Annotated in this window: 12 protein-coding genes; 6 read left to right on the top strand and 6 right to left on the bottom strand. The window is 44.6% G+C overall.

Annotated elements, in window-relative coordinates; genetic code table 11:
* Positions 1-300: 300 nt before the first annotated feature.
* Positions 301-1842 (bottom strand): hypothetical protein, encoded by a 1542-nt coding sequence (locus WFH18_RS11070; RefSeq protein WP_085064782.1) that lies wholly within the window; start codon positions 1840-1842, stop codon positions 301-303.
* A gap of 219 nt (positions 1843-2061) precedes the next feature.
* Positions 2062-2679 carry a rhomboid family intramembrane serine protease gene (locus WFH18_RS11065; RefSeq protein ID WP_004646259.1) on the bottom strand — a complete coding sequence of 206 codons (618 nt, stop codon included), beginning with the start codon at positions 2677-2679 and terminating at the stop codon, positions 2062-2064.
* A gap of 158 nt (positions 2680-2837) precedes the next feature.
* On the opposite strand from WFH18_RS11065, the gene nfuA reads away from it, so the two are divergent.
* Positions 2838-3476, top strand: coding sequence for a Fe-S biogenesis protein NfuA (gene nfuA, locus WFH18_RS11060; protein WP_004279400.1), 639 nt, complete (start codon positions 2838-2840; stop codon positions 3474-3476).
* Between the two features lie 192 nt (positions 3477-3668).
* Positions 3669-5732, top strand: a complete 2064-nt coding sequence (locus WFH18_RS11055; RefSeq protein WP_005104669.1) for a TonB-dependent receptor domain-containing protein — start codon at positions 3669-3671, stop codon at positions 5730-5732.
* A gap of 44 nt (positions 5733-5776) precedes the next feature.
* Here WFH18_RS11055 and WFH18_RS11050 read toward each other — a convergent pair whose 3' ends face one another.
* Positions 5777-6778 carry a hypothetical protein gene (locus WFH18_RS11050; protein ID WP_121979930.1) on the bottom strand — a complete coding sequence of 334 codons (1002 nt, stop codon included), beginning with the start codon at positions 6776-6778 and terminating at the stop codon, positions 5777-5779.
* A 14-nt stretch (positions 6779-6792) separates the two neighbouring features.
* Positions 6793-7830 (bottom strand): alpha/beta fold hydrolase, encoded by a 1038-nt coding sequence (locus tag WFH18_RS11045; RefSeq protein ID WP_005246980.1) that lies wholly within the window; start codon positions 7828-7830, stop codon positions 6793-6795.
* Positions 7831-8145: 315 nt separating this feature from the next.
* Between WFH18_RS11045 and WFH18_RS11040 the strand changes: the two genes are divergently transcribed.
* A complete protein-coding gene (locus tag WFH18_RS11040; protein WP_004646264.1) occupies positions 8146-8760 on the top strand; it encodes a carbonic anhydrase in 615 nt (204 codons plus the stop codon).
* 43 nt (positions 8761-8803) lie between these two features.
* On the opposite strand, the gene WFH18_RS11035 is transcribed toward WFH18_RS11040, so the two are convergent.
* Entirely contained in the window at positions 8804-9433 is a 630-nt protein-coding gene (locus WFH18_RS11035; protein ID WP_121979931.1) for an arylesterase, read from the bottom strand.
* Positions 9434-9444: 11 nt separating this feature from the next.
* On the opposite strand from WFH18_RS11035, the gene WFH18_RS11030 reads away from it, so the two are divergent.
* Both WFH18_RS11030 and WFH18_RS11025 read left to right on the top strand, forming a co-directional pair.
* On the top strand, positions 9445-10170 hold the full coding sequence (locus WFH18_RS11030; RefSeq protein WP_085064780.1) for an ABC transporter ATP-binding protein: 726 nt from the start codon (positions 9445-9447) through the stop codon (positions 10168-10170).
* Between the two features lies 1 nt (position 10171).
* A complete protein-coding gene (locus WFH18_RS11025) occupies positions 10172-12664 on the top strand; it encodes an ABC transporter permease (RefSeq protein ID WP_121979929.1) in 2493 nt (830 codons plus the stop codon).
* Positions 12665-12698: 34 nt separating this feature from the next.
* Here WFH18_RS11025 and WFH18_RS11020 read toward each other — a convergent pair whose 3' ends face one another.
* A complete protein-coding gene (locus WFH18_RS11020) occupies positions 12699-13517 on the bottom strand; it encodes a rhomboid family intramembrane serine protease (protein WP_005262372.1) in 819 nt (272 codons plus the stop codon).
* A gap of 77 nt (positions 13518-13594) precedes the next feature.
* Between WFH18_RS11020 and mtgA the strand changes: the two genes are divergently transcribed.
* Positions 13595-14269: a monofunctional biosynthetic peptidoglycan transglycosylase gene (mtgA, locus tag WFH18_RS11015; RefSeq protein ID WP_004279409.1), complete on the top strand. Its 675-nt coding sequence runs from the start codon at positions 13595-13597 to the stop codon at positions 14267-14269.
* The last annotated feature ends 3 nt before the right edge of the window (positions 14270-14272 follow it).

The raw sequence follows: 14272 nt of genomic DNA, 5'->3' as shown, positions 1-14272 counted from the left end.
CAAGGCTGTTATAGCGCTTGACAAGACGCTGATCCAGGCCAGAGATGTTAAATTGAAGAGCATGCTCTTCAATTTAACGCAAAGTTCAGGAATTGTGTAGATACCTATGCCCTTTGGGAGAGGGCTGGGGTGAGGGGATAAACATTAGACTTCTTGCGTTAGTCAAAATTTAAACAGCCCAAAGCTACATTTTATAAGGTTTTAGCCAATTCAAAAATTAGGTAAAACGATACTTTCGCAAGAGGTCTATTAAATAAAAGTTTATCTAACGTAGAAGAAGTCTCGAAAGAAGAAAATAAATTACTTCTTCAACTTACTCAACAATCCCTTCGGCAACTTCTCTGTTGCAAAACCGTACAGCGCAGCAAAAGGCAGTGCGGTACGCGCCAGATAAGCGACTCGCCACAAACCACCATGATTCGCGCCATGCATCATCAATTCAAGCGGATGGTTGAGTTTTACTTCAGGATTGGCCACTGATTCTGGATTACGCAGGTCATGAATCCATAGTGCCGCCATAATCGCATTGGTGGTTTCAGGCGCGAAAGCTTCAACATCAAACAGGCTGGCGCCATTGAACGCGGCTTTAAGCAGCGGATTCTTGGTCACAGAATAGGTGGTCGTCGAAGGGGCAATATTGATACTGACCCGCTGCCCTTGAGCGCGAGCCAAGGTGGCACGCCATTGCTGGATACGTTTTGCCAGCGCATAGTTCGGGCCTTGTTCAACCACCAGGCAGTCACAGATACCATAAGCCTGATCACCAGACTGAATCAGTTCATGCGCATTTTTCTGGAAAAAGTGTTTGCGGCTTAAAGTGGAAACACCTTTGGAGATGATTGCTTGTGTCTTGGAGCGTTCAGTATATTTTACTTTTGACGCTTCAATCACTTCACTCGGAACCGCATAAACATCGGTCGGCGTACACATGTACATCAGGCTGGTATTAGCTTTTTGCTGGCTGACATGCTGCATGATGGCATCCATCGCCATGGAGACCCGAACATGCTTTTCACCATCCAGATAGGCAATTGCAGCCAGATCCAGATCCTGCTCGAACTGTAATAACCATTTGGCAATTTCAGGAATCTGGGTCAGCAAATTCGCCCCCAGTTTTTCTTTTAAAATATCAAGTGAAGTATCAGCAGGCAGGTCTTCAGTACATGGCGCATACAGCGTGGCATTGCCTTGGTTGATGGTATCAACAATCTTGCCCCATACACGGGTATTCGGCAGATCAATCGCTACAATATTGGCTTTCCATTTCGCCAGCCAGGTCAGAGGACCGGCTTCAGATGCTGCACCAAACAGCACCGTGGTCCGATCGGAAAGATCAAACCATTCAGGATGCACCACACATTCACGCAGGGCATTGGCATGGCTGGTTTCCACAATGCCTTGGCTTTCCCAGCGCTCAATCTGCTCCAATAAGGCATCACCTTGCAGCTTTTGACCGTGGTAAGGCACATACCATTCTGGTGCCGCTTTACTGCGACCTGTGAGTTTGAACGTATGTAGTTGTTCAGCTGGCAGAGTTAAAGCATCTTGCAATACATACTTTTGACCATCACGGTAAAATTCAAAAGTCTGATGGGCCTGTGTCAATCCATCTTCGGCAATTTTCAAGCTGGCTTCAGGAGAACTCAGTCCCTGTTCGACCAGCTGCTTAAAATGCACAGTATATTGTTTGCGCCAGTTTTTTTCTGATTGTGCCTGTTGAGAACTGCGTGAATCGACATTGGCTAGCGCTGCCGCGATGATTGCGCGCCCTGCTTTAGAGCTACTTGGTTTTTGTTGCTGAGACTGAAGAGGAAATTGAAGACCGTCTGGTGTAGTGGACATGCAAAATATCTCGAGAATGACAGTAATTAATATACAGGTGTATACATTATCGCTGCAAAATTCAGTCCAAGATTGGCATTAAGTGACATCATCACTTTCTAATATATTACGAGATGTTTCAAACAAATAAGAGAGCAGAAGCTCTCTTATCAATTTTTAGCAGAAATATGAGGTTCAATTCATATATAGCCTCATTCTCTTATCATTAAATAACCCTAATTAAAATGGAACTTGCATCAGTTTATTCAGGAAATGCGGAATCAGGCGTGGCTCCAGAATAATCGTCATGACCACCCCGTAAGCCGCTCCCCATAAATGCGCGCTGTGATTAATGTTGCTATTGCCTTTTTTGCCTGACCAGATGCTATAAGCTACATACAGCACAGCAAAAATAATGGCAGGAACCGGAATGAAGAACACAAAGATCAACTTCCAAGGTTCAAACAGAATATAGGCAAACAGTACAGCCGAGACTGCACCGGAAGCGCCGAGACTGGCCCAGCGCGCATCATTTTTATGCTTCAGGTAACTTGGCAGAATCGCTGCGATCAGACCACCGAGGTAAAACAGGATAAAACCCAGGTCATACAGATATTGACGATAAAAGCTTTCAATCACGCTGCCGAAGAAGAACAGGGTAATCATGTTAAACAAGAGATGAGCTCCATCCGCATGGATAAAGCCATGCGTAATAAAGCGGTCATATTGTCCACGTTGCAGTGCCGGTGGCCAGAAAATCAGGCGATTCATCACCGTCTCTTTGGAGAAAGCAATAAATGACACAATACAGGTGATCAGAATAATGGTCACGGTATGATTAAAAGGTAAATCAAGCATATAAATGATTCTAAGGGTGCCTATTTGCCAATTATCATGCCATTAAAATTAAGCTAAAGTTGTACTTTTATAATAAATCCGACAATTTTAGTTGATTTTTAAAAATTACCCCGCATCTTCAGTTAAAATGGCCGCTTGAGCTTGAGGAAATTATTGTTATGTCGACTGAGAACAGCAGCACTCCAGTTGTTGGTGAAATTCCCAACTTATTGATTACACCAACAGCACAAGAGTATTTAAAGGATCTACTGGATAAACAGAACACCCCGGGTATTGGTGTGCGTGTTTTTGTAGAGCATCCGGGTACTCCTCGCGCTGAATGTTGCATGGCCTATAGTGCACCTGATGAAGTTGTACCGACAGATTATAAGCAGGAATATCCTGATTTCCCTGCTTTTATCGACTCGCCATCTATTCCGTATTTACTCGATGCCGTGATTGATTACAACAAAGACCGTTTTGGTGGTCAGTTGACTTTCCGTGCACCGAACTCCAAAGTGCCACGCGTGGGTCCAGATGCATCGGTAGAAGAGCGTATTACCTATGTATTACAGTCTGAAATTAACCCAGGCCTGGCAGGTCATGGTGGTAACTGTGCACTGGTTGAAGTTAAAGAAGACCCTGAAAAAGGTTTAACCGCTGTACTTAAATTTGGTGGTGGTTGCCAGGGCTGTTCAGCGATTGATATCACGTTGAAGCAAGGTGTTGAAACCACATTAAAACAACATGTACCAGAGTTAATGCATGTCGTTGATGAAACGGATCATAGTCAGTCTGAAGGTGCGTATATGAAATAAGCTGTTCTATATAACAGTTTATTTATCGCATTTTAAAAACCTCGAACTTTCGAGGTTTTTTTATATCTGGCTTATAATATAGTGAATATAAATGATAATAATTATCAATATTAATTGCATTTGAGTGAAAAGTTGTTACACTTTGCAACCGAATAAACATGATCTCTTCATAAATATTGGGGCGCGCAAGGTATGAATAAGCCATTCTTAAAAACAACTTTGGCATTTGCTGTACTCACAGCCATGGTGGGAAATACATCTGCAGTAGAAGTTGTTGTTCCACAGGCGGAAGCGACTAAATTGCAAACAATTGTGGTGACCGCAACAGGTTATGAGCAAGATTTGGCTAAAGCACCAGCTTCCATTACCGTGATTGATCGTGAAGAATTAGATAAACGTGAATATAACGACATTACTGATGTACTGCGTAATACGCCCGGGGTAGTGGTTTCAGGTGCAGGTTCTGCACAGACCATCAGTATTCGTGGTATGAGTTCAAACTACACCTTGTTTCTTGTAGATGGTAAGCGTCAATATGGCAAGGATGTCAATCCGAATGGAAACGATGGAGGTTTTGAGAAAAATATTTTGCCATCGCTTGCCGCCATTGAACGTATTGAAATTATTCGTGGTCCAGCTTCTACACTCTATGGTACGGATGCCATGGGCGGGGTAGTCAATATCATTACCAAAAAAGTGTCTGATGAATGGTCTGGTCATGTCGAATTAGGAACCACGCTTCAGGACAGTAGCCGTTCAGGTGATATTAAAAATGCTTCTGCATATCTTGCCGGGCCTTTAATTGCAGACAAGCTGGGCTTGCAGCTGGCAGTCAATAAGCAGGAACGTAATGAAGACCATTATGTGGGCGGTTTTCGTGGCACAGAACGTGAAAGCTTAAATTCACGTCTGAGCTATGCCATTAATGATGATCATGATGTGCAGGTTGAAGCCAATTTTGTGCAGCAGGAATCCACGACTTCAGTCGGTAAGACGGTAGCAGCCGTTCAAGGCGCTGCAGATTCATTCTCGCGTAATTACCGTAACGTTTATTCAGTAACCCATAATGGCCGTTATAGCGATAACTTGGACAGTTCATCTTATATCCAGTATGAAAATTCAAAAAATCCGGATCGTGGAAATACGGAACTCGGCACCAAAGGGATTACCCTGGATACATGGACAGCGAACAGTCAATGGAACTTAGCCTTAGGTGATCATACGCTATCATTCGGGGGATATCTTAAAGATGAAAAACTGGTCGATAAAGCGACTAACCGGAATCCCAATGCACCTGAATTTAGTGAATTAACACGTTGGTCTGCTGCCGCTTTCCTTGAAGACACCTGGAGTATTACGGATCGCTTCGATTTAACAGCTGGCCTGCGTTATGACCATGATGAAAACTATAGTGGCCATTTATCACCACGACTGTATGGGGTATACGCGGTAAATGATAACTTTGTAGTAAAAGGTGGTGTGGCCACAGGTTATAAACAGCCTGATATTCGTGCAGCCACAGAAGGGTTCTATAGCGTCACGGGTGGCGGTGGTTCACCCTTAGCAACAGGCCGTGGCATCATCCGTGCCAATCCGGACTTAGAACCAGAATCAAGCGTATCGACTGAATTAGGTTTCAACTGGAAAAATGATTATATCAATACATCGCTGACTGGCTTTATCACTAAATATGAAGATCGTATTACGGAAGTTCGTGCCTGTGAAACCGATACTGATGGCACCACAACAAACCGTAATAACTGGCAGAATTGGAAATGTTTCGAAGGAGATATTCCATTCTACTTTATTAGTGAACGGATCAACGTGGATGAAGCAGAAATTCGTGGTGTAGAAGCAACGGTAGAAGCCAGTCTGAATGATTATACGATATTGACTGCAAACTATACTTATACCGATTCAGAGTTTAAATCGGGTGCTTTTAAAGGCCAGCCACTGAACCAGATGCCGGAACACATGTTTAATATTGGTGTGGATTATGAGCTAAATGATGCACTCAATGTATGGAGCCGCTTGCACCATCGTTCTGAAACCTCTGCTTACTTGAGCCGTACCTCTATAGCTCAGCCAAATCCAGGTTACCAATTTGTAGATGTCGGCTTTAACTATAAGTTCAGTCCGAATCTAACAGGTAAATTTGGTGTCTATAACCTACTGGATGAAAAAGCTGAAGATATTGATGGTGATCAACTATTGGATGGTCGTCGTTACGGTATCAGTTTGAATGCAAAATTCTAAGCAAATGACAATATAAAAAAGCCGCTTTATAGCGGCTTTTTTATTTAAATTTCAAGGATTTTTAAAGTATCTTCATGATAATAAAATTGTTCCAGATATTTTCGTGCACGTTCACGTAAATGACCCTGGGAAACCATCTGCTGGATTACCGGGCTGAGCAGATGCTGCAATTCATTCTGAATGAGAGATTCATCAATATTCAGATCACGTAATAACTGATCAAAGGTATGTTCCTGATTGCGTACATACCAGGTATGAATTCCGTCATGCACTTGCTGCTGCAGATAGTCCGTCTGGCGTATGTGATCCCAGATGTCATGACCTAAGCCGACCGTCTGATTCAGGTCCTGCAGCTCAATATAATTCTTCAAGACCGATACTGGCATGTCTTTGATTTTATGCCAGAGATTGGCCTGAAAATGATAGAGTTTTTCATCGTCAAAATGCTGGTTCAGTACATGCTCACTCATCTGGCTGAGCTTCAGAATGTTCTTTTGCAGATAACGTGCAATGGTGCTATCGAGGTTGGTATCGGTGACATTTTCCAGAACGGATTTGCCCATTTTCATAAAGCGGGAAACCCCGGGCACGCTTTTGGCAATCATGGAGTTATCCATATAATCCTGAATGGAATGCTGGATCAATTGGGTAATCATGGCTGAAAATGCCGGATTATTCACGACGGTTTTAATCAGACGCTGACGATGGCCACTTTTGCTGGCCACATACTGGGCGATTTTATCGACGGTCAGGACTGGAATCAGATCGGCAATCGTGGTGGTATCATTGGCCGGATGCACCAATGCAAAACGGATATGCTCGGCAATCTGTTCAATCAGAAAGCTGCTGGCTACAGTACCCAGAATCTGTTTTTGTAAAAGCTGATTGATCAGTTCACAGCTCCACAGCTCTTTTAGCGTCTGTTTACGCAGCCACAAATAAAATGCATGAAACTCGCTTTGAATCGTTTCAGATTGAGAAAATGCCTGATCGAGAAAATCAAGTTGAGCATCGATCAACTGCTCAATCATCGGGTGTTTCTGCATAGCATCTCTGAAACTTAATTTAAAGGAATGAGTTTATCAGCAAGCGGGTTTTTTAGGGTCTGTGTCTTGGCCAGAAAAGGCAAATAATGTTGTGCGACCTGTTTTTCTGCTTCTAGAATCGGCATATGCCCGACGTTATTTAGAATCACAGGTTTTTCGGCACGTTTCAGCAGGGCATGCAGTTCTTTGACTACTTCGACATTAATGATCCGATCCTGTCTGCCCCACAAAATCAAGGTCGGTGCTTCTACCGTGCGGGTCAGGCGGGCAAAGGTTTCCGGTGTATAAATCCGGTTTAGCATCACCACCTGATCAATCGATTTGCTGGTTTGTTCAGCGCGTGAAATCAACAGTTTTTCCTGTGCATGCCGCAACTGATAAGGAATCACCGGTGGGTTCTGCATCAGCTGTTTGGAAACATCTTGAAGATCACCAGGTTTGCTGACGATCAGATCTTTTAAGGCTTGAGGATCTTTGGTATAGGGCGTATTGCCCATTTTATACAGGCCAGCGCTATTAATTAAAAACAGGCTTTGCGTATCGAAAGGGTACTGCGAGGCATAAACTGTGGCAATCGAGCCACCCAAGGAATGTCCGGCAATATGTAAATTCTCGTCCACATTTAAGGTTTCAATAAATAGACGTAATTGGGACGTCACATTGGGCACAGAAACATCAAAATTGTCAGGAACTTTGGTGTCACCGTTGCTCGGCAGATCCGGAATAATGACATGATAATAGGGCGTCAGAAACTGGGCGACCCGGTTCCAGTTGTCGCGCGTGCCGGCCAGACCATGAATCAGTAGAATAGATGGTTTGTTCTTGGCACCGCCTTCGCTATAGCTCCAGGTGACCTCGCCAATTTTGAGGGTCTTGGATTTGAGACCGGCAAGGCTGCGTTCTTGCAACAGATGCTGCTGCAAGACTTTGGCAGATGTTTCATTTTTCTGGCTAAACAGTATTTGAGCATGTGTCAGGCCCGGTAATGCCATGCTTAAGGCAACTACGGCTGAACAAATCATTTTCGAGCGCAATTTTATTATTTTCTTCATTGGCCATTCCCCAAAACAAACCCAGTGAGCAAATTGCTCAATCAAAATACTTCCATGTTATAAATTTGCAATTTTCATTCAAATAAAAACATTATTCTTCATTCTATTTTAAATCAATCTTTGCGCTTGTCACCCATTAGTTTTTTGCTAGATTGCATTAAATGACTGGAAAATGTGATGTATTGCGCATAAATTGCCTGCAGAAATGAAATTAGATAAATGCTAAAAATTTAATCAGCTAAGATTTTCTGCAAGTGACATTCAAAAAAACTGGCAGTAAGATAATGCAACTAAAACCATCGGTGATAGAAAAGAATGCTCACAGCTCAAGAAGCTTTAGAACGTCTTAGACAGGGTAACCAACGTTTTGTCAGTGGCGATACCACGCATCCAAAACAACTTAGCCACCAACAGCGCGCAGAAATGGCAGAGGATCAGAATCCGTTTGCGATTGTCTTGGGATGTTCAGATTCGCGCGTTCCAGCCGAAATGGTTTTTGATCAGGGTCTCGGCGATCTTTTTGTGATTCGTGTTGCAGGTAATATTGTTGCACCCTCACAGGTCGGCAGTGTTGAATTTGCCGCGGCACGTTATGATTGCGCGATTGTGGTGGTGTTAGGTCACAGTCACTGTGGTGCGATTAAAGCCACCATTGATACCTTGATGTGCCCGGATTGCCCGCCATCGGCAAACCTGATGTCGATTGTGAACCGCGTACGCCCTTCAGTTGAAACCTTAATGCAGACTGAACTGAAAAATGACTTGGCAAAATTGTCCAAGCATGCAGTACGTTCCAACGTATTTGCTTCGGTGAATCAGTTGCGTCACGGTTCAGCCGTTCTGGAAAACCTGATTGGACAAGGAAAACTAAAAGTCGTGGGTGCTGAATATTCACTGGAAACTGGTGAAGTGACATTCTTCGATTTCTAATCACGATTCATCTAAATATATTCTAAAATAAGTTAAAGGCGCTTTATAAAGCGCCTTTAATGTATGGATAAGCATTATTTAACAGGATTGTCTGTGCTTTAGCATTTGGATGAATCAGATCCTTTTGCATCAATGTTTTATTACCGGCGACACCCTGCATAAAGAAGGGCAATAACTTCACCTTATATTGCTGACTCACCACTTTATAATTATTTTCAAAAGCCTTGCTATAGGCCTGCCCGTAATTAGGCGGCATTTTTATGCCAAAGACGATGACCTTGGCCTTGGCTTTCTGGCTCTGCTGAATCAGGCTGGCTAAATTTTTTTGAATCATTTGCGGTGGTTGTCCACGTAAGCCATCATTGCCACCTAACTCAATCACCACAAGGTCTGGACGATGCGTCTGCAGCAATTTTGGCAGTCTGGCCAGTGCTCCGCTGGTGGTTTCACCGCTGACACTTGCATTGACCACTTTATGATGTTTCGGATACTGTTGCTCTAAACGCTTTTGTAATAAATGTACCCAACCCTGCTGGGGCTGGATACCATAACCTGCACTTAAACTATCACCTAAAATCATAATCGTCTTTGCTGAAACCCCAAGAGGTAACAGGCACAGACTGAGCAAAAAAAAGTAAGGCAATAGCCGAGTTTTCTGATTAAGATCTTTCATATAGGACACGTATGATTCAAAGCAGCAACGATTCGACCATCATGCCACAGGCTATTATTTCTGCCCAGAAATTGACACAAAAGATACAACTTTCACAAAAACAGCTCACCATTTTTGAGGATCTTGATCTGGATATTCAGGCCGGAGAACAAGTGGCAATTACCGGTCGTTCCGGTTCCGGAAAATCCACATTACTGGGTATTCTGGCGACACTGGATCAGGCAAGTTCAGGTCAGCTTATGGTCTGTGGCGAATCAGTGTCTAACTTGAATGAAGAACAACGTGCACTGGTACGTTTAAGAAATATCGGGTTTGTCTTTCAGTCTTTTCAGCTCTTACCGCACCTGACTGCACTTGAAAATGTAATGCTGCCATTACGTTTGCAACCTGGTTTTAAATATGCAGACGCTGAGCAAAAAGCACTGGCACTGTTACATAAGGTCGGTCTGGATAGACAGGCACAGCAAACACCGAAAGTGCTGTCTGGCGGTGAACAGCAGCGTGTGGCGATTGCGCGCGCACTGGTCAGTGAACCAAAAATCATTTTTGCCGATGAACCTACGGGCAATCTCGACGGCGAAACTGCCAAAGAAATTGAACAATTGCTGTTTCAACTGAACCGGGAACTGGGAACGACCTTGGTGCTGGTGACGCATGACCGCAAACTGGCGCAGCAGTGCCAGCGACATTTTGAACTGCTGAATGGCGAGCTGATTGAACATCCGAGTGGAGGATGAAATGAATCTATTATTTCGTCCTTTACTGACGCAAAGCTTTAAAACGACCGGGATTTATCTGCTGATTATTGCCTTAACGCTGGCAATCAGTGCGACCACTGCACTCAAGTTTAGTAACGAGCAGATCCAAAATGCAGTCGCCTTGCAGGCAGCAGAAATGCTGGCTGGTGATCTGGTGCTTTCAGATAATGAGCCTTTGCCGGAGCAGTGGCGTGATCAGGCCAAACAGCTGGATTTACAGCAGTCAGAAGTCACTTTCTTTAGCACCATGGCCTATACCGATGCGCAGTTTGTCATGGTCAATGTCAAAGCCATTGATCAGGCTTTTCCCTTGCGTGGCGAGCTGCAGCTGCAACCTGCAAAAACGAAGATTCAATCGGGTGAAATCTGGCTCAGTCCACGGGCTATGGACCTGCTCAAAGTCAAACTGGGCGATCAGCTGAATATTGCCGATGCGGCGTTTAAAGTCACCGCCAAGATTGAACAGGATTCTAATCAGGAGCTCGGATTTTCTGGCTTTTCGCCAACGGTGATTATATCTCAGGCGGATGTGGCACGCACCAATGCGATTCAGGTGGGTAGCCGGATAGAATATCGCTTGCTCATGGCGGGTTCTCCAGACAATACGCAAGAATATGAAGCTTTATTCAAGCAGCAGCTCAAATCCGAAAACGGCTCGGCTGAAACGCCAGCAGAAGTGCAGGGACAGGAATTTGAGCAGCAAAGCAGTCTCCGGTTACGCAATGCCAGTGAGGGCAATACCCGCTTAATGAAGCCGATTGCCAACCTGGATACCTTCCTGCAACTGGCCAATATTCTGACCATTTTATTATGTGGTATCGCGATTGCTCTCACTGCGCAGCGTTATGTCCAGCAGAATCAAGATCATATTGCCTTGATGCGTTGTATCGGTGCGACCAAACAGCAGATTTTATCGGCTTATCTGGCCTTGCTCGGTACAGTACTGCTGATTGCCATGTCGATTGGTACGGTGGTCGGCATTGGTCTGGGTTATGGGTTATTACAGTTAATGCTGCAACTGATTCCCAACTTAGAAATTGAATTCTCTGCTATGGCGATGCTGCTCGGGCCATTACCAGTCGCGATGCTGACCAGTGCGGTGGTGCTGCTCGGCTTTGTGATGCCAAGCTTGTTGCAATTGCTGAATACGCCACCGATCCGGGTGATTCGCCAGCAGGAAAAATCAGTGCAATCCATGCTGTGGATGCTGCTGACTGGAACGCTCAGCCTGATTATTTTTAGCGTGATTCTAACCGAAAATCTGCTCCTGACTGCCTGGGTAATTGGCGCGATTATTGTGTTATGTGCAGTGTTGTATCTGACGGTATGGTTGATCTTAAAACTGCTGCGCAATCAGAAATTGAATCTGTCAGCCTATGTACGAACACCATCTCAAACAGCCTTACAGATTACCGCTTTGGCCTTGGGTCTCAGTCTGATTACAGTATTAGCCGTATTGCGCACAGACCTATTAGAGCGTTGGCAGCAACAGTTGCCGCAAGGTACACCAAATCAGTTTGTGTATGGTTTGCCGCCGTTTGACATGCCAGACCTAAAAGCTCAAATTGAGCAGAATGGCTGGAAAAGTACACCACTTTATCCGAACGTTCGTGGGCGTCTGGTGGCTAAAAATGATCAGCCTTTTGCTCCAGAATTAGTCAAAAGCAATAATACTTTAAAACGCGAGCTGAACCTGACCCAGTCAAACCGCTATCCACAGGATAATGTGATTATTCGTGGTGACGCAGTTTTGCAACAGGTCGGCACGGTATCGGTCGAAGCCAATACTGCTGAAGAATTAGGTATCAAGATTGGCGACAAGCTCAGTTTCAGTCTGCCGGAAGGGATACTGGAAGCTAAAGTCGTTAATCTAAGAACAGTCGAATGGGAAAGTTTTAGTCCCAACTTCTTCTTTATCTTTGCACCCAATACCATGGATGCCAATGCCGGCAGTTATTTGGGAAGTTTTTATGTCCCGGAAGCAGATAAGGGCAAACTGGTGTCTGTGATCCAGCAATTTTCCAACACGGTCTTTATTGATGTCAGCCTGATTCTGGAAGAGATCAAACGCATTGTGAATGTATTGGTACAAATCGTGACGATTCTGGCGGTACTGGTCAGCATTTCCGGTTTTCTGGTGCTGATGGCCTGTTTGAACCTGTTGATGGATGAACGCAAACGTGAAGTGGCTTTGCTACGATCATTCGGTAGTTCCAAGCAGAAACTGAAAACCATGATGAGTCTGGAAATTGGTTTTATTGGGCTGTTTGCCGGAATAGTTTCCTGCCTGTTTGCCGAAGTGATCAGTGCGATTGCCAGTTATAAAATGGATTTAATGATTCAGCCGCATTGGGAAATCTGGATTATCCTGCCGATCTTTATGACCTCTTTATGTGCGCTGATTGGCCGTTATCGCCTGAGTTATCTGTCAGAGATTCCACCCTTACAAAGTTTGCGTGAGATGAATCAATAAGATTCATCTCCGTGATTTTTAAACTGGCTGAGAGTTAAAGTTTTAGTTGCTGTTGCATCATTTCCAGAATCTCTTGCCACAGTGGGCGAATGGGTTCGAGTAAGGCCAAGTTATGTTGATAAAGCAGCACACAAAGGCCGAACCCGACAATCAAGGCAATCAGATTGAACAGGTGGCTACGCTGCATTTTTTGCCCGATGTACCAGAGCAAGGTGAGAAAAGCCCCCATCAGCATGCCGCCAATATGTGCGGCATTGTTGATTCCACTGATCATAAAGCCCAGCGCGAGGTTTAGACCCATCACCATCACCAGGGTTTTTTTATCCAGAATAAAACGTTGCTGTGGCAGCATTGGCAATAAAGCCAGCACCGTGAGTGAAGCACCGAGTCCCATCACGGCACCAGATGCGCCGGCACTGACCGCAGGCAATAAATCAGGATTGGCCACACCGCCTTCGATCAGGCTATAGCTGTCTTGAATATTCATATAGCCACTGAGCAGGCTGCCCATTAATCCGGCACACACATACAGGCCAATAAAATACATCCGGCCAAACAGCTGTTCGGCAACACTACCAAAAATATACAAGGCCCACATATTCAACATCAGGTGAATCAGGCCAAAATGAAAAAACATGCTGCTAAACAAGCGCATGGGTTCCGCTAAATAGGTTAAAGGTGCATAATCGGCACCCCAGAGAATAGCGTCTCGGGTACTCGGCTGGCTAACATCCATGCCATGCATGGCTTGCCAGCCAAATAATCCAACATTGATCCCGATTAAAATGGCGGTGATCCACCAGAGATGCATTTCAAGTTTGCGATGTTCGACAGGGGGAGAGTATTCAGACATGCTATTTTTTTGCTGTGATTGTATATTTCGAATAAGCTTAACACGAAAAATTAAATTTTCAGGAGTAACGCACTGACATGAAAGCCTTTCTGATCCGCACGATGCTCGTCATCGTCAGTGTGATTCTGCTGGTTCAATTGTGGATCTTTGCCAGTCTGGCCTGGTGGCGAACCAATCCGGTGAACACCACCATGATGATGCGGATTGATTACTGGACAGAACCTTCCAAAGCGATTCAGCATCAGTGGCGTCCCTATGACGAAATCAGCCTGAATCTGAAACGTGCCATCGTCACTGCGGAAGATGGAAAATTTATTCATCACCATGGTTTTGACTGGGACGGAATTCAAACTGCACTGAATAAAAATAGAAATCAGGGCCGTGTAGTGGCCGGTGGTTCGACAATCTCCCAGCAATTGGCGAAAAACCTGTTCCTCGTCAACAAGCGTTCATTTGTGCGTAAAGGTCAGGAGGCAGTCGCGACCTGGATGATGGAACGCATGTGGTCGAAAGAACGGATTCTGGAAGTCTATTTAAACTCGATCGAGTTCGGGGACAATATTTACGGCGTTGAAGCGGCGGCCAAACATTATTTTGGTAAAACCGCGCAAAGCCTGACCCGGGATCAAGCCATCTTTCTGGCGGCCATTCTCACCAATCCGAAATACTTCCAGGATCATCGCAATTCCTCTGCATTAAATGCACGTAAACGGATGATTCAGCGCTATATGCGTTATGCAGAATTACCTTAATTG

Origin of the sequence: Acinetobacter sp. USHLN143, assembly GCF_037145695.1 — a bacterium.
GTDB classification, from domain to species: domain Bacteria; phylum Pseudomonadota; class Gammaproteobacteria; order Pseudomonadales; family Moraxellaceae; genus Acinetobacter; species Acinetobacter fasciculus.
This window is presented reverse-complemented; position numbering and strand designations above follow the sequence as displayed.

What these genes read in the sequence shown, in the direction of transcription:
- WFH18_RS11040 (WP_004646264.1), top strand. Translation starts at nt 8,146, where the DNA reads ATGCTCACAGCTCAAGAAGCTTTAGAACGTCTTAGACAGGGTAACCAA.
- WFH18_RS11065 (WP_004646259.1), bottom strand. Translation starts at nt 2,679, where the DNA reads ATGCTTGATTTACCTTTTAATCATACCGTGACCATTATTCTGATCACC.
- WFH18_RS11030 (WP_085064780.1), top strand. Translation starts at nt 9,445, where the DNA reads ATGATTCAAAGCAGCAACGATTCGACCATCATGCCACAGGCTATTATT.
- WFH18_RS11050 (WP_121979930.1), bottom strand. Translation starts at nt 6,778, where the DNA reads ATGCAGAAACACCCGATGATTGAGCAGTTGATCGATGCTCAACTTGAT.
- WFH18_RS11025 (WP_121979929.1), top strand. Translation starts at nt 10,172, where the DNA reads ATGAATCTATTATTTCGTCCTTTACTGACGCAAAGCTTTAAAACGACC.
- WFH18_RS11055 (WP_005104669.1), top strand. Translation starts at nt 3,669, where the DNA reads ATGAATAAGCCATTCTTAAAAACAACTTTGGCATTTGCTGTACTCACA.
- WFH18_RS11020 (WP_005262372.1), bottom strand. Translation starts at nt 13,517, where the DNA reads ATGTCTGAATACTCTCCCCCTGTCGAACATCGCAAACTTGAAATGCAT.
- nfuA (WP_004279400.1), top strand. Translation starts at nt 2,838, where the DNA reads ATGTCGACTGAGAACAGCAGCACTCCAGTTGTTGGTGAAATTCCCAAC.
- WFH18_RS11045 (WP_005246980.1), bottom strand. Translation starts at nt 7,830, where the DNA reads ATGAAGAAAATAATAAAATTGCGCTCGAAAATGATTTGTTCAGCCGTA.
- mtgA (WP_004279409.1), top strand. Translation starts at nt 13,595, where the DNA reads ATGAAAGCCTTTCTGATCCGCACGATGCTCGTCATCGTCAGTGTGATT.
- WFH18_RS11035 (WP_121979931.1), bottom strand. Translation starts at nt 9,433, where the DNA reads ATGAAAGATCTTAATCAGAAAACTCGGCTATTGCCTTACTTTTTTTTG.
- WFH18_RS11070 (WP_085064782.1), bottom strand. Translation starts at nt 1,842, where the DNA reads ATGTCCACTACACCAGACGGTCTTCAATTTCCTCTTCAGTCTCAGCAA.